The 21,926-nt window shown below is 70.0% G+C and carries 19 protein-coding genes; 7 read left to right on the forward strand and 12 right to left on the reverse strand.

Annotated elements, in window-relative coordinates; genetic code table 11:
• Positions 1 to 15 precede the first annotated feature (15 nt).
• Genes OG878_RS17430 through OG878_RS17445 form a run of 4 tightly spaced genes read right to left on the reverse strand, consistent with a single transcriptional unit; the run spans position 16 to position 2,977 of the window.
• Positions 16 to 1,338 (reverse strand): NADH-quinone oxidoreductase subunit D, encoded by a 1,323-nt coding sequence (locus tag OG878_RS17430; RefSeq protein WP_328887633.1) that lies wholly within the window; start codon positions 1,336 to 1,338, stop codon positions 16 to 18.
• Positions 1,338 to 2,048, reverse strand: coding sequence for an NADH-quinone oxidoreductase subunit C (locus OG878_RS17435; RefSeq protein WP_328887634.1), 711 nt, complete (start codon positions 2,046 to 2,048; stop codon positions 1,338 to 1,340). The genes OG878_RS17430 and OG878_RS17435 overlap by 1 nt, the downstream gene beginning before the upstream one ends.
• Positions 2,045 to 2,599 (reverse strand): NuoB/complex I 20 kDa subunit family protein, encoded by a 555-nt coding sequence (locus tag OG878_RS17440; protein WP_030926341.1) that lies wholly within the window; start codon positions 2,597 to 2,599, stop codon positions 2,045 to 2,047. Before OG878_RS17440 ends, OG878_RS17435 begins: the two co-directional genes overlap by 4 nt.
• A gap of 18 nt (positions 2,600 to 2,617) precedes the next feature.
• Positions 2,618 to 2,977, reverse strand: a complete 360-nt coding sequence (locus tag OG878_RS17445) for an NADH-quinone oxidoreductase subunit A (protein WP_030379754.1) — start codon at positions 2,975 to 2,977, stop codon at positions 2,618 to 2,620.
• A gap of 762 nt (positions 2,978 to 3,739) precedes the next feature.
• Here OG878_RS17445 and OG878_RS17450 point away from each other — a divergent pair.
• On the forward strand, positions 3,740 to 4,549 hold the full coding sequence (locus tag OG878_RS17450; protein WP_328887635.1) for a C40 family peptidase: 810 nt from the start codon (positions 3,740 to 3,742) through the stop codon (positions 4,547 to 4,549).
• Between the two features lie 583 nt (positions 4,550 to 5,132).
• Positions 5,133 to 5,645 carry a DinB family protein gene (locus tag OG878_RS17460; protein ID WP_328887636.1) on the forward strand — a complete coding sequence of 171 codons (513 nt, stop codon included), beginning with the start codon at positions 5,133 to 5,135 and terminating at the stop codon, positions 5,643 to 5,645.
• A gap of 18 nt (positions 5,646 to 5,663) precedes the next feature.
• On the opposite strand, the gene OG878_RS17465 is transcribed toward OG878_RS17460, so the two are convergent.
• Together OG878_RS17465 and OG878_RS17470 are read right to left on the reverse strand one after the other, a co-directional pair.
• Positions 5,664 to 6,947 carry a geranylgeranyl reductase family protein gene (locus OG878_RS17465; RefSeq protein WP_277327770.1) on the reverse strand — a complete coding sequence of 428 codons (1,284 nt, stop codon included), beginning with the start codon at positions 6,945 to 6,947 and terminating at the stop codon, positions 5,664 to 5,666.
• Positions 6,948 to 7,141: 194 nt separating this feature from the next.
• Positions 7,142 to 7,834: a demethylmenaquinone methyltransferase gene (locus OG878_RS17470; protein WP_328887637.1), complete on the reverse strand. Its 693-nt coding sequence runs from the start codon at positions 7,832 to 7,834 to the stop codon at positions 7,142 to 7,144.
• 145 nt (positions 7,835 to 7,979) lie between these two features.
• On the opposite strand from OG878_RS17470, the gene OG878_RS17475 reads away from it, so the two are divergent.
• Both OG878_RS17475 and OG878_RS17480 read left to right on the forward strand, forming a co-directional pair.
• Complete coding sequence (locus tag OG878_RS17475; protein WP_328887638.1) at positions 7,980 to 8,489, forward strand: SigE family RNA polymerase sigma factor; 510 nt, start codon at positions 7,980 to 7,982, stop codon at positions 8,487 to 8,489.
• Between the two features lie 17 nt (positions 8,490 to 8,506).
• A complete protein-coding gene (locus tag OG878_RS17480) occupies positions 8,507 to 9,382 on the forward strand; it encodes a hypothetical protein (protein ID WP_328891279.1) in 876 nt (291 codons plus the stop codon).
• A 263-nt stretch (positions 9,383 to 9,645) separates the two neighbouring features.
• Here OG878_RS17480 and OG878_RS17485 read toward each other — a convergent pair whose 3' ends face one another.
• The 5 genes from OG878_RS17485 to OG878_RS17505 all read right to left on the reverse strand — a co-directional run bounded on the left by OG878_RS17485 (position 9,646) and on the right by OG878_RS17505 (position 15,729).
• Positions 9,646 to 10,677 (reverse strand): M36 family metallopeptidase, encoded by a 1,032-nt coding sequence (locus OG878_RS17485; RefSeq protein WP_328887639.1) that lies wholly within the window; start codon positions 10,675 to 10,677, stop codon positions 9,646 to 9,648.
• 139 nt (positions 10,678 to 10,816) lie between these two features.
• On the reverse strand, positions 10,817 to 11,470 hold the full coding sequence (locus tag OG878_RS17490; protein ID WP_328887640.1) for an imidazolonepropionase-like domain-containing protein: 654 nt from the start codon (positions 11,468 to 11,470) through the stop codon (positions 10,817 to 10,819).
• Between the two features lie 7 nt (positions 11,471 to 11,477).
• Positions 11,478 to 12,677, reverse strand: a complete 1,200-nt coding sequence (gene mqnC / locus OG878_RS17495) for a cyclic dehypoxanthinyl futalosine synthase (RefSeq protein ID WP_277327764.1) — start codon at positions 12,675 to 12,677, stop codon at positions 11,478 to 11,480.
• Positions 12,678 to 12,749: 72 nt separating this feature from the next.
• Positions 12,750 to 14,546 carry a serine/threonine-protein kinase gene (locus OG878_RS17500; RefSeq protein WP_328887641.1) on the reverse strand — a complete coding sequence of 599 codons (1,797 nt, stop codon included), beginning with the start codon at positions 14,544 to 14,546 and terminating at the stop codon, positions 12,750 to 12,752.
• Positions 14,547 to 14,850: 304 nt separating this feature from the next.
• The gene (locus tag OG878_RS17505) at positions 14,851 to 15,729 is read right to left on the reverse strand and encodes a menaquinone biosynthetic enzyme MqnA/MqnD family protein (RefSeq protein ID WP_328887642.1); all 879 of its coding nucleotides are present in this window, start codon (positions 15,727 to 15,729) and stop codon (positions 14,851 to 14,853) included.
• Between the two features lie 352 nt (positions 15,730 to 16,081).
• Here OG878_RS17505 and OG878_RS17510 point away from each other — a divergent pair, with 352 nt between their 5' ends.
• Both OG878_RS17510 and OG878_RS17515 read left to right on the forward strand, forming a co-directional pair.
• Entirely contained in the window at positions 16,082 to 16,285 is a 204-nt protein-coding gene (locus tag OG878_RS17510; RefSeq protein ID WP_003967102.1) for a cold-shock protein, read from the forward strand.
• A gap of 173 nt (positions 16,286 to 16,458) precedes the next feature.
• Entirely contained in the window at positions 16,459 to 17,286 is an 828-nt protein-coding gene (locus OG878_RS17515) for a MerR family transcriptional regulator (RefSeq protein ID WP_328887643.1), read from the forward strand.
• Between the two features lie 70 nt (positions 17,287 to 17,356).
• Here OG878_RS17515 and OG878_RS17520 read toward each other — a convergent pair whose 3' ends face one another.
• Positions 17,357 to 18,583, reverse strand: a complete 1,227-nt coding sequence (locus tag OG878_RS17520; RefSeq protein WP_328887644.1) for an amidohydrolase family protein — start codon at positions 18,581 to 18,583, stop codon at positions 17,357 to 17,359.
• 261 nt (positions 18,584 to 18,844) lie between these two features.
• Here OG878_RS17520 and OG878_RS17525 point away from each other — a divergent pair, with 261 nt between their 5' ends.
• Positions 18,845 to 21,814 (forward strand): AfsR/SARP family transcriptional regulator, encoded by a 2,970-nt coding sequence (locus OG878_RS17525; RefSeq protein ID WP_328887645.1) that lies wholly within the window; start codon positions 18,845 to 18,847, stop codon positions 21,812 to 21,814.
• Positions 21,815 to 21,926 lie beyond the last annotated feature (112 nt).

Genomic DNA, 21,926 nt, shown 5'->3' on the forward strand with positions numbered 1-21,926 from the left:
CCTGACGTGCTTCGGTCACCGGTCGACGCCTCCCATCACGGGGTCGATGGACGCGACGGCGACGATGACGTCGGCGACCTGGCCGCCCTCGCACATCGCCGCCATGGCCTGCAGATTGGTGAAGGACGGGTCGCGGAAGTGGACCCGGTAGGGGCGGGTGCCGCCGTCCGAGACGACATGCACGCCGAGTTCGCCCTTGGGCGACTCGACCGCGGTGTACGTCTGTCCGGCCGGGACCCGGAAGCCCTCGGTCACCAGCTTGAAGTGATGGATCAGGGCCTCCATGGAGGTGCCCATGATCTTCTTGATGTGGTCGAGCGAGTTGCCGAGCCCGTCGGGCCCGAGCGCAAGCTGCGCGGGCCAGGCGATCTTCTTGTCGGCGACCATGACCGGGCCCGGGGCGAGCCGGTCGATGCACTGCTCGATGATCCGCAGCGACTGGCGCATCTCCTCCAGCCGGATGAGGAAGCGGCCGTAGGCGTCGCAGCTGTCGGCGGTGGGGACGTCGAAATCGTAGTTCTCGTACCCGCAGTAGGGGTCCGTCTTGCGCAGGTCGTGCGGGAGTCCGGCGGAACGCAGGATCGGGCCGGTGGCACCGAGCGCCATGCAGCCGGTCAGGTCGAGATAGCCGACGTCCTGCATGCGGGCCTTGAAGATGGGGTTGCCGGTGGCGAGCTTGTCGTACTCCGGCAGGTTCTTCTTCATGGTCTTCACGAACTCGCGCAGCTGGTCGACCGCGCCCGGCGGCAGGTCCTGGGCGAGGCCGCCGGGCCGGACGAACGCGTGGTTCATCCGCAGGCCGGTGATCAGCTCGAAGAGATCGAGAACCAGTTCACGATCGCGGAACCCGTAGATCATGATCGTGGTGGCGCCGAGCTCCATGCCGCCGGTGGCGATGCACACCAGGTGCGAGGAGATCCGGTTGAGCTCCATCAGCAGGACGCGCAGGACGCTCGCCCGGTCGGGGATCTGGTCCTCGATACCGAGCAGCTTCTCGACGCCCAGGCAGTACGCCGTCTCGTTGAAGAACGGCGTCAGGTAGTCCATGCGCGTCACGAACGTGGTGCCCTGGGTCCAGTTCCGGAATTCGAGGTTCTTCTCGATGCCGGTGTGGAGGTAGCCGATGCCGCAGCGGGCCTCGGTGACGGTCTCGCCGTCGATCTCCAGGATCAGCCGCAGCACGCCGTGCGTGGACGGGTGCTGGGGACCCATGTTGACGATGATGCGCTCGTCGTCGGACTTGACCGCCGATTCGACGACCTCGTCCCAGTCGCCGCCGGTGACTGTATATACAGTCCCCTCGGTCGTGGCCCTGGGTGTCGCATGGGGAGTAGTCATCAGGAGTACGACCTCCGCTGGTCCGGAGCCGGGATCTGGGCGCCCTTGTACTCGACGGCGATGCCGCCGAGCGGATAGTCCTTGCGCTGCGGGAAGCCCTGCCAGTCGTCCGGCATCATGATCCGGGTGAGGGCCGGGTGCCCGTCGAAGACGAGCCCGAAGAAGTCGTAGGCCTCGCGCTCGTGCCAGTCGTTGGTCGGATAGACCGTGACGAGCGACGGGATGTGCGGGTCGCTGTCCGGGGCCGAGACCTCCAGCCGGATCAGCCGGCCGTGCGTGATCGACCTCAGGTGGTAGACGGCGTGCAGCTCGCGGCCCTTGTCGCCGAGGAAATGGACACCGCTCACCCCCGTACAGAGCTCGAAGCGCAGAGCCGGGTCGTCGCGCAGCGTGCGTGCGACCTGGACCAGATGCTCACGGGCGATGTGGAAGGTGAGCTCACCGCGGTCGACGACGGTCTTCTCGATGGCGTTCCCGGGAAGCAGGTCCTGCTCCTCCAGAGCCCCTTCGAGCTCGTCGGCCACCTCGTCGAACCAGCCGCCGTACGGCCGGGGCGTGGCGCCCGGCAGCGTCACCGTGCGGACGAGGCCACCGTAGCCGGAGGTGTCGCCGCCGTTGTTGGCGCCGAACATGCCCTTGCGTACGCCGATGACCTCGCCGGACTCGTCTCGCGGGGCGGGTACGCCGTTGTTGTTCCGCTCGTCGCTCACCGCAGCAGCCCCTTCATCTCGATCAGGGGAAGCGCCTTCAGTGCCGCGTCCTCCGCCTCGCGGGCGGCCTCCTCCGCGTTGACCCCGAGCTTGGAGCCCTGGATCTTCTGGTGGAGCTTGAGAATGGCGTCCATCAGCATCTCGGGACGCGGCGGGCAACCCGGCAAATAGATATCGACCGGGACAATGTGATCAACACCCTGCACAATGGCGTAATTGTTGAACATTCCACCCGATGATGCGCAAACCCCCATGGAGATGACCCACTTGGGGTTCGGCATCTGGTCGTAGACCTGCCGAAGGACGGGCGCCATCTTCTGGCTGACCCGCCCTGCGACGATCATCAGATCCGCCTGCCGCGGCGATCCGCGGAAGACCTCCATCCCGAAACGGGCCAGGTCGTAACGCCCGGCTCCGGTCGTCATCATCTCGATGGCGCAGCAGGCGAGGCCGAACGTGGCGGGGAAGACGGAGGACTTCCGCACCCAGCCGGCCGCCTGCTCGACAGTGGTCAGCACGAAGCCGCTGGGCAGCTTCTCTTCCAGTCCCATGGTGTGCCCCTCAGCCCCTCAGTCCCATTCCAGACCGCCGCGGCGCCATACATATGCGTAGGCGACGAAGACGGTGAGCACGAAGAGCAGCATCTCCACGAGCCCGAAGATCCCCAGGGAGTCGAAGGTGACCGCCCAGGGATAGAGGAAGACGATCTCGATGTCGAAGACGATGAAGAGCATCGCCGTCAGGTAGTACTTGATGGGGAAGCGGCCGCCTCCGGCTGGAGTGGGGGTGGGTTCGATACCGCACTCGTACGCTTCGAGCTTTGCCCGGTTGTACCGCTTTGGGCCGATCAGCGTGGCCATGACCACGGAAAAGATCGCAAACCCTGCCCCGAGGGCGCCGAGCACGAGGATGGGCGCGTAGGCATTCACGCTCCTCGCTCCTTCCAGTCGTCCTTGACCGTTGGACCGCATCGGGCGACCGGCTCGCCACCTCACCAAGATCGTGCACATGTGAGGCAGTTCACAAGCCCGACTGCCCCGCATCTTATGCCTGCCGTCCTGTGATCTGCGACACGGGGTACTACACCGACTTTGTGATCTCCACCACCCGGCGAACGATCATGAAGTCGGATGAGAGGTGATCTTCGTACGCAAAGCGGCCGGGCAATCACGAGACGTGACATCTGATGTTGTTACCGCTGGTCAAAGCGATGTTTCCACTAACAATCAGACGCCTCGACATGCAAATTGGCAATGGACGGCAGCGAGTGGTAAGAGGATCCGCCCCGGCCGGGACTCACCCGCGCGAGGGGGTCCGAGGGAGCGAAGTGGACGCGCGCCGGCGCACGCGATCACCCGGGCGGGACGACGGCCCGCCCGGCGCCGCCGGCGGCCCGAATGCGTCGGCCGCTCTTATGCCCACCATGTAACAGTCATGCTGTGACCTGCATCACTTCACCCGGCCTTCAACAAAAGCGGGCTTGGCCATTGGTGTGAACGGATGGTAAGTGGTGGGCAATTCGGGCGAATTACCGAAAGACCGTGATCACAGCCATGATGACGCGTGCCCGTTTTGCCCGTTACGGCGTCAATAAGGGCTCCCAGAAAGCGGATTCACAGATTCCGTACGTAACTGTGTCGCAACACACGTTTCTTGAAGGGACCCCTGAGGCCCTGATAGCGCTAGTACTCATGTCCCACACCGCTCACATACCCAGCCACCGGAAGCCCCGCCGAAGCGCCTCGAAGACGGCGCTGCGGGCCGGAGTTGCCGGTGGCGTCCTCAGCACCATCGCGGTCGCCGCGGCCACCGGTCCGGCCCAGGCCGAGCCGGTGACCCAGACCATCGAGATGCCCACTCTCACCTCCGGGGTCTCCACCGCCGTCGCCGAGTCCGCCGAGGCCACGCAGCAGGTCGCCCTGGACCTGGAGACGCAGGCCCACGAGGACGCCGCAGCGACCACCGCCGCCAAGGACGCCAAGAAGGCCAAGGCGGAGGCCGTGCGCAAGGCAGAGGCCAAGAAGAAGGCCGAGGCGGCCGCCAAGGCCAAGGCGGAGGCTGCCGAGCGCGCTTCCCGCTCCCAGGCCCGCACGACGCTCAGCGCGACGTCCGGCGCGACCGCTGCGACCTCCTCGTCGAGCGCCACCGGCTCCGCCGCGTCCGTCATCGCGTTCGTCAAGGCGCAGGTCGGCGACGCGTACGTGTCCGGCGGCACCGGCCCCAACTCCTGGGACTGCTCCGGCCTGGTCCAGGCCGCGTTCCGCTCGGTGGGCGTCGACCTGCCGCGCGTTTCGCAGGCCCAGTCGACCGCCGGCACCCAGGTCTCCCTGAGCAACCTGCAGCCCGGCGACATCCTGTACTGGGGTGGCGCGGGTTCCGCGTACCACGTCGGTGTCTACGTGGGCGGCGGCCAGTTCGTCGGTGCGCAGAACCCGAGCACCGGTGTGGTGCTCCGCTCGCTGGACTACGACCCGCCGTCGGGCGCGGTCCGCGTTCTCTGAGTCCGTCGCGCACTCCGGGGCCGCCGCGTTCTCGGATTCACAAGCGCAGGTGATCCGGCCGAGGGCCGTCACTTCCCCGCTCGGGAGTGGCGGCCCTCAGCCGTGCGTACCGCCCCGGAGGCCGCGCGCTCACCCCGGATCGAAGGTGTCCGGAAGTCCCGGCCCGAAGCGCACCTCTCCGGTGCCGGGCACGTCCATGGAGCGGGCCTTGCCGCCGAGGACGCCGTGGTACGCGTGGACGGTCACGGCGCGGCCCCGCTCGGCGAGCTCATGGGCGGCCGCTCAGACCCGACGCCCCACCGCCCGGCACGGCCACGCGCCTGCCCCGGCGTCCCCGGCGGCCTCTGCGCTGCCCGCGGGCCACAGTGCTGCGGCGCCGAGCGCCCCGCCGGTGCCGGCCAGGAACCGTCTGCGCGTCTGCCCCTGAATCATGACGAAGCCCCCTTGTGGATACATCTGCCATGACTGCGTCGGCGTAGGGAGGGGCCCGGCGGACGGGAAGCGGGTGCGCGGACAGGGGGCGCAGCATCCTCACCCGGCATTCGCCACACCCGTCGCGGCCGGTGCGATAGCTTCGGCTCCCATGACACGCCCGCGTACACGCCCACCGTACGAAGCCGACGAGCGCACCCAGTTGCTCGGCTGGTTCGACATGCAGCGAGCCGTCATCCACTGGAAGTGCGCGGGGCTCTCCGAGAGGGATGCGCACCGGGCCGTGCTTCCCGCCTCGCCCCGTCTGTCGGCCGCGGGGCTCGTCTCGCATCTGCGCTGGGTCGAGAACTACTGGTTCGAGGTGATGTTCCTCGGCCGGCCCGCCGTGGGGCCGCGGTTCGACCCGGACACCGAGGATGCCGACATGCGGGTCGACGGCATTCCGCTCGCGCAGCTGCTCGAGGAGTACGAGCAGCAGTGCGCCGTCACCGACGAGATCGTCGCGGCCCACGCCCTGGAGGACGTGGGCCGTCATCCCGACTTCGAGCTCGCCTCCGCGAATCTGCGGTGGATGCTCTTCCACATGATCGAGGAGACCGCCCGGCACGCCGGTCATCTCGATGCCGTGCGGGAGATCATCGACGGCGAGAAGGGCTACTACTGACCGGACGCCGCCGTACGGTCAGGACCGCGGGGCGACCTTCGCCAGGCCGTTGATGATGCGGTCCATCGCGTCGCCGCCCGTCGGGTCGGTGAGGTTGGCCAGCATCTTCAGCGTGAACTTCATCAGCAGCGGGTGCGTCAGACCACGCTGCGTGGCGATCTTCATGACCTTCGGGTTGCCGATCAGCTTCACGAAGGCGCGGCCCATCGTGTAGTAGCCGCCGTAGGTCTCCTTGAGGGTCTTCGGATAGTTCTGCAACGCCAGTTCGCGCTGGGCGGGGGTGGCGCGGGCGTGGGCCTGAACGATGACGTCCGCGGCGATCTGGCCCGACTCCATGGCGTACGCGATGCCTTCGCCGTTGAACGGGTTGACCATGCCGCCGGCGTCGCCGACGAGCAGCAGCCCCTTGGTGTAGTGCGGCTGGCGGTTGAAGGCCATCGGGAGCGCGGCGCCGCGGATGGGCCCCGTCATGTTCTCCTCGGTGTAGCCCCAGTCGGCGGGCATCGAGGCGCACCACGCCTTGAGGACCTCGCGCCAGTCCAGTTCCTTGAACGCGGACGACGAGTTGAGGATGCCGAGGCCGACGTTGGACGTGCCGTCGCCCATGCCGAAGATCCAGCCGTAGCCCGGCAGCAGCCGGTCCTGGGGGCCGCGCCGGTCCCACAGCTCCAGCCAGGACTCCAGGTAGTCGTCGTCATGGCGGGGCGAGGTGAAGTACGTACGGACCGCCACACCCATCGGACGGTCCTCGCGGCGGTGCAGGCCCATGGCGAGCGACAGCCGGGTGGAGTTGCCGTCGGCGGCGACCACGAGCGGGGCGTGGAAGGTGACCGGGGTCTTCTCCTCGCCGAGCTTGGCGTTCACGCCGGTGATGCGACCGGTGCGGTCGTCGACGATCGGGGCGCCGACATTGCAGCGCTCGTACAGCCGGGCGCCCGCCTTCTGCGCCTGGCGGGCCAGCTGCTCGTCGAAGTCGTCGCGCTTGCGGACCAGACCGTAGTCCGGGTACGAGGCGAGATCCGGCCAGTCGAGCTGGAGCCGGACGCCGCCGCCGATGATGCGCAGGCCCTTGTTGCGCAGCCAGCCGGCTTCTTCGGAGATGTCGATGCCCATGGCGACGAGCTGCTTGGTGGCGCGCGGGGTGAGGCCGTCGCCGCAGACCTTCTCGCGCGGGAAGGCGGTCTTCTCCAGGAGAAGGACGTCGAGTCCGGCCTTGGCGAGGTAGTACGCGGTCGTGGAGCCGGCTGGGCCTGCCCCGACGACGATCACATCCGCGCTGTGTTCGGAGAGGGGCTCGGTCACGGTCGGATCTCCCGAGGACTCGAAATCGCGTGCCGCGCGGCACATGTCCCGTGCAGTCTATGGGTGCCTGCTGATCAGCCTTCCGAAGGGCTCCCGATGTCGTCCCCATGCAGGGGTTCGTAGCCGTGCGGGGCTCGTTCCCGCGGGGGACTCGTACCCGTGCGAGGCCCGTACCCGCCGCGCCGGCTCCGTCGTCAGGCGCGTACGCCCCGGTGCAGTGCCACGACACCACCGGTGAGATTGCGCCAGGCGACGTTCGACCAGCCGGCCTTCTGCAGCAGCTGCGCGAGGCCGGCCTGGTCGGGCCACGCGCGGATGGATTCGGCGAGATAGACGTACGCGTCGGGGTTGGACGACACCGCGCGCGCGACCGGGGGCAGCGCCCGCATCAGGTACTCGGTGTAGACCGTGCGGAACGGTGCCCAGGTCGGCTGCGAGAACTCGCAGATCACCACACGGCCACCCGGCTTGGTCACCCGGTACAGCTCGCGCAGCGCCGTGTCCGTGTCCTGGACGTTGCGCAGCCCGAAGGAGATCGTCACCGCGTCGAACGTCTCGTCGCGGAACGGCAGCTTTGTCGCGTCGCCCGCGGTGAACGGCAGCCAGGAGTGCCGCTTCTTGCCCACTTGGAGCATGCCGACGGAGAAGTCGCACGGCACGACGTACGCACCGGTGGCGGCGAACGGCAGCGAGGACGTCGCCGTGCCCGCGGCCAGGTCGAGGACCTTCTCCGCCGGGCGGGCGTCCACCGCCTTCGCGACCTCCTTGCGCCACAGCCGGGCCTGGCCGAGCGACAGCACGTCGTTGGTGAGGTCGTAGTTCGCCGCCACGTCGTCGAACATCGAGGCGACTTCGTGCGGCTGCTTGTCCAGGGATGCTCGGGTCACCCACCCATTCAAGCAGCCCGGCCGACGCCGCCTCGCGCCGGTCGTGCATCGCCGCCGGGCCGGTCGAAAGTCGGCTTCAACCTTTTGGGTTCGGCACCACTCAGTACAGGGGTGTGAAAACACCGAGAACCGGAGAGGGGGACAGATGACCGCAGACCGCAATCGGGACTCCACCGACTTCGAGGAATTCGCCCGGTCGAACCAACGGCGTCTGTACCGGACCGCATATCTGCTGTGCGGTGAGGCGGAGAGCGCCCGCGATCTGACCCAGACGACGCTGGCCAAGCTCTTCCAGCACTGGCACCGGGCGAGCGCGGCCGACCATCCCGTCGCCTATGCGCGCACCGTCCTCACCCGGACGTATCTAGCCGAGCGCCGCCGCCGGCTCCGCGACTTCCTCGCCCACAGCCATGTCGACAGCCCACCCTCCGTGGTGGGTCCCGAGCTGACGGTCACGCTGCTGACCTCGCTCGCCGAACTGCCGCCCCGCGCCCGGGCGATGGTCGTCCTGCGCTACTGGGAGGACCTGGACGTCCACACGGTCGCCGAACTGCTGCGCTGCAGCGAGTCCACCGTCAAGAGCCAGTGCTCGCGCTCGCTCGCCAGACTGCGTACGCGGCTCGGCGACGCGCATCTCTACACCACTCACCAGTGAGGAGAACCGTCGTGGACATGTCTTCAGACCGTGCCGCGCAGGAGAACGAGGCTCTGCTGATCCGGGAGGCCATGGCGGCGGCGTCCGAAGGGGCACCGCCGCTTCCGGACCTGGTGCCGGTCGCTCTCGCCCAGGGTCGCAGGCGCCGCGCCCGGGCCCGCGTAGCCATCGGCGCCGGCGTGACCGGGGTGCTGGCGCTCGCGGTGTTCGGCGCGACGCTGCCGTCCTGGGGGGCGGGCAGCGGTACGGGACAGGTCGGGGCCGCTCCCGGGACGCCGGACAGCTCCGCCATGCCGACGCCGGTCCCCACCGGACCGTCGCGCGCCCCCGTACACGTCGAGCCCACCCCCGGCGAGTCGTCGATGGCGAGCCTGCCCGCCGCCGAGCGCAGGCGGCAGGAGCAGTTCCAGCAGCAGACCGCGGCGCTGCTCGACACGTTGCTGCCCGCCGGGTTCGGGACCGTCCGCCCGGTCGACCTGGCCGTCAGCCGCTACCAGGGCGGGTCGGCGGGGCGGGTCTTCCCCGTCGTCTTCTCGGTACGCCCCACCGGCGACTCCGCGGACGCCCCGGATGAGGCGCCCTGCAAGAACAACCCGACGAAGAAGTCCCAGTGCAAGGAGGCGGAGCTGCCGGGCGGCATCGTGGCCCGCGCCATCACCGCGGCCGGGAATTCGAAGGGGGACAAGACCATCACCGGCGTGAACGTCCGCTTCGTGTACGGGGACAGCATCGTCGTCCTCTCGGCCGACGGCGACGACTCCTCGATGGTCTCTGCGCCGGTCACCGCGGACCAACTGCTCGGCGTCGCCGGTGACTCGCGCTTCCTGGAGCTGGTCCGTTACGCGGATTCGTTCCCGATGGAGCCGAAGCAGGAGTCCGTCCGTGGCGGCTGAGAGACGCGGACGCCGGGCACGTGGCCGCACTCCGCACGGCCGCGCGGCGTCCCGGCGTGCCCGCCGTCGGCGGACCCGCATACGCGTGGCGGGCACCGTGGTGGTGCCCGCCGCGCTGCTCTGCGGGGCGTGGGGGCCGTGGGGCGGTGGAGAGGGAGCATGGGCCGCGTCGCACGCGGCTCCGTCGGCCCGGCCTCCGTTGTCCCCGTCGGTGCCACCGGCCGGGCCGGGCGGCATGCCTTCGCCGCCCGGCCCGGCGCGGCTCACACCCCCGGGATGCCCCGGTCCCGGAACGCCTTCCGCACGGCATCCTCCGCGCTCTTGCCGTACATCTGATGCGCGGTCGCGATCGTCGTCAGGGCCGCGTCCTCGAAGCTGGTGTCCGGGGCGAAGCCGAACTGGGCGTTGACGATGATCCGGTCGGCCTCGCGCGCGCCGAGCGCGCCGCGGATGTCGAACAGGGCCCGCGACCAGATCTCACCGTCCGCGTGCACCTCGCCCACCTTGTCCGCGTAGGTCTTGTCGCCGTCGACGCGGCGCAGGCAGTGCGGCACGGAGGAGGTGTACGAGACGGAATCCCAGTCCGCGACGCAGCCCAGGTCGGTCCTGCGCGGCCAGCCGTACTCGGAGTCCGCGTACGCGCCGACGGACACGGCCAGGTAGTCGCCCCAAGCCTCTCCGATGGACCCGGCCTCCTCCGACGTACCGAAGCCGGGAACTTGGGCGTTGTGCACGGCGTGCCCGTACTCGTGGACGATCACCTCCGCGTCCTCGGCATCGTCGACCCCGCCCTTGCCGAAGCGGATCTCGGCCTTCTTGTCGGTGAAGAAGGAATTGTCGGCGCCCCACTGGTTGATGCGGACGGGCTGAGCGCGGTCGTTGGCGCCGGGCAGCTCGCTGCCGAAGCCGAGGCTCTGCAGGTACTCCTGTGCCTCGTTGACCCAGAAGTAGGCCATCACTTGCTCGAACTGGTCGTCCTTGCGGGTGTACGTGCCCGCGTCGGCGACCTTCGCGGAGGATCCGGTGTCGGACCTGATGTACGCCCATTTTCCGGAGAGTCCGCCGCTGCCGTCCAGATTGCGCAGGGCGGCCAGGGCGTAGGCGTCGGCAGGCACGGCGGTGGCCGAGTCCTTGACGTCGGTCAGGTTCTGGTCCCCGGAGGACTGCACGGGGTTGACCATGAAGACCCGCCCCTGCGGGGAGCCGGCGGCCGATGCCGTGACGGGGGCGGCGAGGGTGGCGAGAGCCACGGTGGTGGCCGCGGCGAGCAGAACGCGGGACATGCGGCAGGCCATGAACATCCTCCTGTCGGATGGAGCACGTGGGCGGGGGGGCAGCATGGCGCTGCGGGATCTTCCCGCATCCCGGGCCCGTGTGGCCAGGGGCACGACGTTGCGATTCGCCCCGGTCACCCCTGCCGGAATGCCGCCCCACTCACCGCCGCCGGTACACCAGCCGTCCGCCCAGCACCGTGGCCACGCATGTCGCGGCCCCCGCCGCGCACAGCGCCGCCTCGTCCGGCACGTCGAACATCGCGAGGTCGGCGCGGTCGCCGACGATGAGCGGGCCGTGTGCGGAGCCGGGCAGGTCGTGCCCCTCCGCGAACGGGTCCAGGCCGGGTTCGCCGACGAGGATGCCGGGGGCGCCGACGGCCGAGACCTCCGTAAGCCCCGAACGGGCCACGGCGGTGCGGACGGCCGGGTCGTTGAACCGGCCCGCGAGGTGCGTCGTCCCGTACCGCAGCATCTGCTGCAGCCCGCGCCGCACGCTGCCCGCCCGCCGCGTCGCGTCCATCCCGGCGGACAGCCGCTCGAACTCCTCGCCCCACAACGGCCGGTCCCCGAGCTCGTCCGCCTCGCGCGGGTCGGGGTGGTAGCAGCGGGTGAGCAGCCAGACGGCGTGCCACTGCCGCAGACCGGGGGCGATGACGCCGGGCCACCGGCGGACGCGGGCCGCCGGGTGGGCGGCCATGACCTCGTCGTACGGCCCCAGGGCGACGATCCGGTCGCCCGCCACGGCCACCGCGCCCTGTGCAACGGCAGCCGCGCCGACCGGAAGAACCAGCGGCGCGGCATGAACGGTCAGCAATGGGGCCTCAGTTGGCGTTCAGGAGCTTCAGCTCCGGATGCGCGGTGCCGCCCTCGATCGCGGTGGACGAGATGTGCGAGACGACGCGCTCGTCGACCGGGTCGTTCGCCGGGTCGTCGTGGACGACGAGGTGCTCGTACGTCGTGGCGCGCTGCGCGGGGACGCGGCCCGCCTTGCGGATCAGGTCGATGATCTCCAGCCGGTTGGAGCGGTGCTTGGCACCGGCCGAGGAGACGACGTTCTCCTCCAGCATGATCGAGCCGAGGTCGTCGGCGCCGTAGTGCAGCGACAGTTGACCGACCTCCTTGCCGGTGGTCAGCCAGGAGCCCTGGATGTGCGCGACGTTGTCGAGGAAGAGCCGGGCGATGGCGATCATCCGCAGGTACTCGAAGAGCGTGGCCTGCGTCCGCCCCTTCAGGTGGTTGTTCTCCGGCTGGTACGTGTACGGGATGAACGCGCGGAAGCCACCGGTCCGGTCCTGTACGTCGCGGATCATGCGCAGGTGCTCGATGCGCTCGGCGTTGGTCTCGCCGGTGCCCATCAGCATGGTGGAGGTGGACTCGACACCCAGGTGGTGCGCGGTCTCCATGATCTCCAGCCAGCGCTCGCCGGACTCCTTGAGCGGGGCGATCGCCTTGCGCGGCCGGGCCGGCAGCAGTTCGGCACCGGCTCCCGCGAAGGAGTCGAGACCGGCGGCATGGATCCGCTGGATGGCCTCCTCGACGGAGACCTTGGAGATCCGGGCCATGTGCTCGACCTCGGACGCGCCCAGCGAGTGGATCACCAGCTGCGGGAACGCCTTCTTGATCGCGGAGAAGTGCTCCTCGTAGTACTCGACGCCGTAGTCCGGGTGGTGTCCGCCCTGGAACATGATCTGCGTGCCGCCGAGTTCGACGGTCTCCGCGCAGCGGCGCAGGATGTCGTCGAGGTCGCGGGACCAGCCCTTGGCGGTGTCCTTCGGTGCGGCGTAGAACGCGCAGAACTTGCAGGCCGTGACGCACACGTTGGTGTAATTGATGTTGCGCTCGATGATGTACGTCGCGATGTGCTCCGTACCGGCGTAACGGCGGCGGCGCACGGCGTCGGCCGCCGCGCCCAGCGCGTGCAGGGGCGCCGACCGGTAGAGGTCGAGGGCCTCCTCCGGAGTGATCCGCCCGCCCTCGGCGGCTCGGTCGAGGATGGGCTGGAGGTCGGCCTTCTCGGTCACCGGGCTGTCACCTTTCGGCGGTTTTTCAACGGATCAACGGACCGATCCAGCCTACGCCAGCCCCTCCCGGGCTCAGCGGCCGGACCTGCTGAGCGTGCCGTACGGAAGACCCGCGCCCCTCTCTTCGGACCTGAAGCGCAGGGTGCCGTCGGCGGCGAGGGTGAAGACGACGTCGGTCGTGGTGGTCGTGCACAGCCCGGCGGTGCCGGGGCGGTCCGGGTCGGTGCGCTCCCGGAGCGTCAGTTCCCTGGTGGTGCCCGAGGAGAGCCGGGCGATGCTGTGACAGCTGACGGTCACTCCGAGGGTGGAGACCGTCGTGCTCATACGGACGACGTCCGTGCCCGTCTTCCCCTCGGTGAACACCGCGGTGAGCGTGCCGTGCGGCTGCCCGGTGGTCTTCTCGGTCAGCGGCCCCTTCCAGGTGCCGACGAACGTCCTGGGCAGTGCGGTGATCCGTTCCGCGCCGCCGGTGCCCTCGTCCGACGGGGTCGACGGCCGGACGGTGGCGGGCGGGGGCTGGGCCACCCCGCCGTGCCCGCCGTCGCTGCCGCTGCCGGGCAGCAGATCGAAGAGGAAGGCGCTGCCCACGGTCACGGCGGCGAGCGCGCCGGCCACGGCGAGGGCGACGGTGCAGCTGAGCCGGCGGCCGCGGGTCCGGTCGGGGCCGGCGTCGGCGCTGACGGTGACGGAGAAGCGGGGGTCGGGGGTGCGGGTTCCGGAGGTGTGGAGTCCTGCGTCACGGGGGCCGGGCAGCCCGGCCGAGTGGTCCCCCCGGACCCCGGCCGCCCCTGGGTGCGCCTGATGCGTCCACGGCGGGACGGCCGGTTCGACCGGTGGCCCGAACACCCCGAGCGCGCCGCCGCCCGCTCCGCTCGCAGCCTGCGCCCCAGGGCCGCCACGCGCCCCGTCGGCATCCCGGGCATCGAGGAACGCATTGCTGAACGGCACCGGCCCCGACTGCACCGGCGCGTCCTGCGGCTCCAGGTCCAGCAGCGCCACGGCGGCCCGGCTGAGCTCACGCACCAGGGTGCCGGGCAGCCAGCCCGCCGCCACCTGAGCGGCCGCCCCGTCAGGCGCGAGCCGCCGGGCGAGTTCCGCCGGCGTGGGTCGCCGCGCCGGGTCCTTCGCCAGGCATCCGGCGATCACCTCCCGCAGCTCGCCGTCGATCTCGCCCAGCTCCGGTTCCTCGTGCACCACCTTGTAGAGGAGCACCGCCGAGGAGTCGCCGAGGAAGGGGGCGACGCCCGTCGCCGCGTACGCGAGCACCGCGCCGAGCGAGAAGACGTCGGCCGCGCCCGAGATGCCCAGGCCCCTGATCTGCTCCGGCGCCATGTAGCCGGGCGAGCCGACCGAGACGCCGGTGGAGGTGAGCGAGGCGGTGGCGTCGATGGCGCGGGCGATCCCGAAGTCGATCAGTCGGGGACCGTCGAGGGCGAGCAGGACATTGGACGGCTTCACATCGCGGTGGATCAGCCCCTGTCCGTGCACGGCGGCCAGCGCCTCGGCGAGCCCGGCGCCGAGGGTCCGTACCGAGTGCTCGGGCAGGGGTCCGTGCTCGGTGACCGCTCCCGACAGCGGGGGCCCGGCGACGTAGCCGGTGGCCACCCACGGCACGGGGGCGTCCGGATCGGCGTCCAGCACGGGCGCCGTCCACTGCGCCCCGATCCGCCGCGCCGCCTCCACCTCGAGGCGGAACCGGGCCCGGAACTGCTCGTCCAGCGCGAAGTGCGGATGGACGACCTTGACCGCGACGGTACGTCCCCCTGCGCTGCGCCCCAGATAGACCCGGCCCATGCCGCCCGCGCCGAGTCTGCCGAGCAGCCGGTAGGGACCGATGGTGTGCGGTTCGCCGGCTTCCAGCGGCTGCATACGGACTCCCCCTGTGGACCGGCCGGACCTCCGACCGAAGCCTAGGGGGCGAGGGTCGTGCGATCACAGAGAAACCATCCGCCGATTTCGCCCCTATGGGAACGAACAGCGGTTTTCGACACCGCGAAAGGCGTGAATACATCGTTCACTCGAACGATTCCCGGGTTCACCCCGGACGCCGTCACCTATTCGGGATACGGCGTACGGGGTGGACGGCCGCGGCATTCGCGGCATTCGCCGGAAGGGAATCCGCGGAACCGGGAAATAAATACCGGGCAACAAATAACGCCGGGCGGTCGACGGATCAGTGGTCGAGCAGCTCGACGGCCACATCCGCCGGAAAGCCGGTCGTCGGTCCGGTCCGGCGCGCGAACTCCTTCACTCCCTCCAGCTGGGCCGCACCGAAGCGGAAGTCCAGCGTCGTGAAGTACCGCTCCAGCAGCTGCGCGTCGAAGACCTCCCAGCGCGCGGCGGTCTCCGCGACCTTGGTGACCTCCTCCAGGGAGAGGTCGCGCGAGGCGAGGAACGCCCGGTGCACCTCGTTCACCATGGCCGGGTGGGCCGCCAGGTAGTCCTTGCGGGCGGCCCAGACGGCGAAGACGAACGGCAGCCCCGTCCACTCCTTCCACATCTGCCCGAGGTCATGGACCTGCAGGCCGAGCCGCGGTGCGTCGTGCAGGGAGGCGCGCAGCGCGGCGTCGCCGATGAGCACGGCGGCGTCCGCCTCCTGCATCATCAGGCCGAGGTCGGGCGGGCAGGTGAAGTAGTCCGGCGACACCTCGTACCGCTCGGCGAGCAGCAGCTGAGCTAGGCGTACGGAGGTGCGCGAGGTGGAGCCGAGCGCCACCCGGGCCCCGTCGAGCTCCTCCAGCGGCCGCTGCGAGACGATCACGCACGACATGACGGGCCCGTCGCAGCCGACCGCGATGTCGGGGAAGGCCACGAGCTGATCGGCGTTGCGCAGGTACTCGACCAGGGTGATGGGACCGATGTCGAGATCACCGCGTACCAGCTGCTCGCTGAGCTTCTCCGGGGTGTCCTTCGACAGCTCCAGGTCGAGCAGGGTCCCGGTCCGTGCCAGGCCCCAGTAGAGGGGGAGGCAGTTCAGGAACTGGATGTGGCCGACGCGCGGCCTGCTGCGACGGTCGTCGCCTGCTGCGGGAGAGACGGTTGAATTGTCCACATCGCGAGGCTAGACCCGCGCGGGGAACGCGGCGCCACCGGGGCTCGGGGCTCGCCCGATCCCACCGTCCGGGGGAGTCCGGAGCACCTCCGGGAGCGTCCTCGGACGGCTCCCTGACCACCCCCGGACCGCCGTGTTCGTCAGCTCATCGGCACGGCAATCAAACATCCGAGTGAAGTGATCTTTCCCTCTACCCCTCCACACATGCTGCGTGCTAGGCTCAACGCCAAGTTGCAGTTTGGTTTCCCTTGCAGTACAGAGCCTGCGGAGCATGTAACCCGCAGGCTTTTGTAGTTTTCAGACTTCTTTGCAGGTTCTGGAGCAGGGCAACCCTTTGGCCCAAGGAGGGCTTATGGCTACCGGAACCGTCAAGTGGTTCAACGCTGAAAAGGGCTTCGGCTTCATCGCCCAGGACGGCGGCGGCCCGGATGTCTTCGTTCACTACTCCGCGATCAACGCGTCCGGGTTCCGCTCCCTCGAGGAGAACCAGGTCGTGAACTTCGACGTCACTCAGGGGCCGAAGGGCCCGCAGGCTGAGAACGTCACCCCGGCCTAGTTGCCCGGGTCGGTCGATCGCGGCCGGTATTGCAGTACCCAAGGAGCCCCGCTCCTCCGCTTCGGCGGGGGAACGGGGCTCCTGCCCTTTCCCGCCCGCTTCCCCGCTTCGTCCGGCCACCGCTGCATCCGCTTGACCTTCACACCGTGTCAGGCCGTGCACTGGGAGACATCATGTTCACCATCGGAGACTTCGCCAGGTACGGACGGGTGTCGGCCCGCATGCTGCGCCACTACGACGCGATCGGGCTGCTGCCGCCGGACCGTACCGACCCTGCCACCGGCTACCGCTCCTACGGCGCCGGCCAGCTCGCCCGCCTCAACCGCATCATCGCGCTCAAGGATCTCGGCTTCACCCTCCAGCAGGTGCAGGCCGTCCTCGACGAACAGGTCGGCCCCGAGGAGTTGCGCGGGATGCTGCGGCTGCGGCAGGTGGAGCTGGAGGCGGCCATGGCGGCAGCGGCCGCACGGCTGGCCCAGGTCGAGGCGAGGCTCCGGTCGATCGAGAGCGAGGGGCACATGCCCACGGACGAGGTTGTGATCAAGACGGTTCCGGCCGTACGCGTGGCGGAGCTGACCGGAACGGCGGCGGGCTATCAGCCGCAGGACATCACTCCGGTGATCGGCCCCCTGTACGACAGGCTGTTCCCGCTGCTGGAAGCGGCCGGGATCAGGCCCACCGGTCCCGGCATCGCACGGTACGAGGACACAGCGGACGGCGACGGCACGATCGTCGTGCACGCCGGAGTGACGGTCACGGCACCCGCCGGCCCGGTGGGCGACACCGGGGTCACGGTGGTGGCACTGCCCGCGTTCGAGGCGGCGACCATCGTCCACCGCGGTTCGATGGACGGGGTGCTGACCACCGAGCAGACGCTCGCCCGCTGGCTGGACACCCATGGATACCGCTCGCTCGGCTACACGCGTGAGGTCAATCTGGAGTGCCCCGAGGACAAGGACGAGTGGGTGACGGAGCTCCAGGAGCCGGTCGTGAGGGCCTGACCACGGCCCACGGGGTCCGCCGGAGGCGGTGGGCCCCGTGCCGCACGGCCCGTCGGCGGCGCCCACGCGCTCACGCCCCCGGCCCCGCCCACAACCCCTCGTCCGTCAGCCCCAGCAGGTCGATCGCGTTGCGGCGCACGATCCGGTCCACGACATCCGCGTCCAGGTGCCCCATCTGCGCCTCGCCGACCTCGCGGGACTTGGGCCAGGTCGAGTCCGAGTGTGGATAGTCCGTTTCGTACAGCACGTTCCCCGCGCCGATCGCATCCAGGTTCTTCAGCCCGAAGGCGTCGTCGAAGAAGCACCCGTACACATGCTCGGTGAACAGTTCCGACGGCGGCCGGTGCACCTTGTCGGCGACTCCGCCCCAGGCCCGGTTCTCCTCCCAGACCACGTCGGCGCGTTCCAGGATGTACGGGATCCAGCCGATCTGGCCTTCCGCGTACATGATCCGCAGGTTCGGGAAACGTTCGAACTTGCCGCTCATCAGCCAGTCGACCATCGAGAAGCAGCAGTTGGCGAAGGTGATCGTCGAACCGACCGCGGGCGGCGCATCGGCCGAGGTGGACGGCATCTTCGAGGACGAGCCGATGTGCATCGCGATCACGGTGCCCGTCTCGTCGCAGGCCCGCAGGAACGGATCCCACTCGTCCGTATGAATGGACGGCAGGCCGAGATGCGGGGGTATCTCCGAGAACGCGACGGCCCGCACCCCGCGCGCGGCATTCCGCCGGACCTCGTCGGCGGCGAGCTGCGCATCCCAGAGCGGGACGAGGGTGAGCGGGATCAGCCGGCCCTGCGCCTCGGGGCCGCACCACTCCTCCACCATCCAGTCGTTGTACGCGCGCACGCCGAGCAATCCGAGTTCGCGGTCCTTCGCCTCGGTGAACGTCTGACCGCAGAACCGCGGGAAGGTCGGGAAGCAGAGCGCGGACTGGACATGGTTGATGTCCATGTCGGCGAGCCGGTCCGGCACCGCGTACGAGCCCGGACGCATCTGCTCGTACGTGATGATCTCCAGCTTGATCTCGTCCCTGTCGTAGCCGACGGAGGTGTCGAGCCGGGTGAGCGGCCGGTGCAGATCCTCGTACACCCACCAGTCGCCGACCGGGCCGTCATCGCCCCGCGCGCCCATGACCGGTGCGAACTTGCCGCCCATGAAGGTCATTTCCTTCAGCGGGGCCCGGACGATGCGCGGGCCGCGGTCGAGGTACTTCGACGGGAGCCGGTCCCGCCAGACATGTGCGGGCTCCACCGTGTGGTCGTCCACCGAGATGATCTTCGGGAAGGTCTCCATGTGCATCACGGTAGCGCTGATCTGACGAACCGTCAGCTACCGTGACCGGGCCCCGGTCGCGAATCGTTGTCGAGGGCTTGTGCAGAGAGTCACCCATTGCTGACGTGTCCGCCCATGACAAGGCAGACTGTTGAGCGCGATACCAGCGGTAGGGCGTAATCCGGATCCACTCGGCCCACATGGGTACACCTGCGGATGTACCGGGCCGGCGCCACAGCGGAATCGGCAGGACTGGCGGGGCGAGCAGGACAGGAGGCATCAATGGACCGTGACAACGGGCCACGCGCGCGTGTTCCGGGGCAGCGGGCTCCGCAGCAGCCGGCCGGCACCGCGCTGCGTTTCGCCGTGCTCGGCCCCGTGCGCGCCTGGCGCGGCGACGAACCGCTGCCGTCCGGATCACCCCAGCAGCGGGCCCTGCTGGTCGCACTGCTCCTGCGCGACGGACGCACGGCCACCGCCGCCGAACTCATCGACGCCATCTGGGGCGAGGAGCCCCCGTCCCAGGCGCTCGCCGCCGTACGGACGTACGCCTCACGACTGCGCAAGATCCTCGACCCGGACACGCTGATCAGCAACGCCGGCGGATACGCGATACGGACCAGCCCCGACGCGCTCGACCTCACAGCGGCACAGGAGCTGACCGCCGACGCGGACAAGGCACGGGCGGGCGGGGACAGGAACCGGGCCCGTGCCCTGCTCAACGAGGCGCTGGCGCTGTGGGACGGCGAAACCCTGGCCTCGGTCCCCGGCCCGTACGCCGAGAACCAGCGCACCAGGCTGGCCGAATGGCGGCTCCAGCTCATCGAGACCCGGCTCGATCTGGACCTGGAGGCCGGCTGCCACGCGGAGGCCGTCTCCGAACTGACCGCGCTCACCGCCGCGCACCCGCTGCGGGAGCGGCTGCGCGAACTGCTGATGATCGCCCTGTACCGCAGCGGCCGCCAGGCGGAGGCGCTCGCCGTCTACGCCGACACACGCCGTCTGCTCGCCGACGAACTGGGCGTCGACCCGCGCCCCGAACTCTCCCAGCTCCAGCAGCGGATCCTGCAGGCCGACGAGGAACTGGCCCACCCGGGCGACGAGACGGCGCCCGCACCCGCCGCCGTCCGCCCGGCCCAGCTCCCGGCGACGGTCGCGGACTTCACGGGCCGCGCCTCCTTCGTGCGCGAACTGGGCGACCGGCTGGCGACGGCGGAGGGTTCGGTGATGGCCGTGTCGGCGCTGGCGGGCATCGGCGGTGTCGGCAAGACGACGCTGGCCGTGCACGTCGCCCACCAGGCCCGCACGCACTTCCCGGACGGCCAGCTGTACGTGGACCTGCAGGGCGCGGGCGCCCGGGCGGCGGAGCCGGAGACGGTGCTGGGAGCGTTCCTGCGGGCGCTCGGCACCGCGGACTCGGCGATCCCCGACTCGTTGGACGAACGGGCCGCGCTGTACCGCTCCACGCTCGACGGCCGCCGCATCCTGGTCCTCCTGGACAACGCCCACGACGCGGCGCAGATCCGCCCGCTGCTCCCCGGCACGGCGGGCTGCGCGGCCCTGGTCACGAGCCGCGTCCGCATGGTCGACCTCGCGGGCGCGCACCTGGTGGACCTGGACGTGATGTCCCCCGAGGAGGCGCTCCAGCTCTTCACCCGGATCGTCGGCGAGGAACGGGTCGGGTCGGAGCGCGAGGCGGCCCTGGACGTGGTGGCCGCGTGCGGCTTCCTCCCCCTGGCCATCCGTATCGCCGCCTCCCGCCTGGCCGCCCGCCGCACGTGGACGGTCTCGGTCCTGGCGACCAAACTCGCCGACGAACGACGCCGCCTGGACGAGCTCCAGGCGGGCGACCTCGCGGTGAAGGCCACCTTCGAACTCGGCTACGGGCAGCTGGAGCCCGCCCAGGCCCGCGCCTTCCGCCTGCTGGGCCTGGCGGACGGCCCGGACATCTCCCTGGCGGCCGCGGCGGCGCTGCTGAACCTGGAGGCGCATGCGGCGGAGGACCTGCTGGAGTCCCTGGTCGACACGTCACTGCTGGAATCGGCGGCGCCGGGGCGTTACCGGTACCACGACCTGGTGCGGCTCTACGCACGCGCATGCGCGGAACGGGACGAACATCCGCCGGTGGAGCGAGAGCTGGCGCTCTCGCGGCTGCTGGACTTCTACCTGGCGACGGCTGCGGGGGTGTATGCGCTGGAGCGGCCGGGAGAGCGGGTGCTCGACCACTTCTCGCGCACCGAGTATCCGGGGCTCCCCGTTCAGGTGCGGGGGACCGCGCTCGACTGGCTGTTCACCGAATCCAGCGGCCTGCTCGCCTGCGCCCGGCAATCGGCCGCCATCGGCATGTCGAGGCGCGCCTCCGACCTGCTCATGGCCGTGGTGGACCTGGGCGAGTCGGGTGCGAATTCACACCAGTTCGCAGCTGCCGCCATGGCCGTCAGTGAGGCGGCCCGGGCCGCAGGCGACGCCCGGGCGGAGGGTCGTGCGCGCACCATGCTCACGCATGCCCTCAGTGTCTCCGGGCGCTTCGCCGAAGCCGAGATCGAGGCGCAACTGGCTCTGGCTCTGGGGCAGTCGGCCCAGGATCCGGTCTCTTTGGGGCAGGCCCCCAACCAGCGCGGCATCATCGCGCTCTACGAAAACCGTCACGCCGACGCGGAGAGCCACCTCACCGAAGCACTGACGGCCTTCCAGGACGACGGCAACAAGCCCGGTGAGGCAGCCGCCCTGTGCAATCTGTCCCGCGTCCACCTCGCAACGAACCGGACGATGAGCGCCGTCGACCTCGCCCAGCAGGGCGTCACCATCTATGAGCAGGACACCACCGGCCTGGCACTTCGCCTCGCCAACGGAAAGTACGCACTCGGTCTCGCCCTCATGGGTACCGGACTGGCCTCACGGGCGGAGGCGACGCTGAACGAGGCGCTGCACATCTTCCGGGACAGCCGTCAGCAGTTGTGGCACGGCATGACGCTGTTCCGCCTGGCCGAGGTGCACTTGGGCAATCGGCAGCCGGCTCAGGCCGCGTCCCACGCCGAACAGGCCCTGGCCGTGCTTCGGGGTATCGGCGGCGAATGGCGCCGCGCCAATGTCCTGACCGTGCTCGGACGGAGTCTGGCCGCCATCGGGCAGACCGACCGGGCCCGGGTCTGCTGGCGCGACGCTCTCTCGGCTTTTGAGGAACTCGGCTCCCCCGAAGCCGAAGAGGTCCACGCGCTGCTGCACCCGGCCCATGTGGCCGGGGCCGCCTGACGGGCGTTCATCAATCGTTTATCGCCGCACGGCAGTCTCTGACCTATCGATCCGCCGCGTCGGGGGGCAGACGGGTCGGCGAGTGGCCTCACCGCTAGGGTGAACGGCCCTG

The sequence above is a fragment of the Streptomyces sp. NBC_00316 genome (assembly GCF_036158715.1).
In the GTDB taxonomy this organism is placed as follows: Bacteria; Actinomycetota; Actinomycetes; order Streptomycetales; family Streptomycetaceae; genus Streptomyces.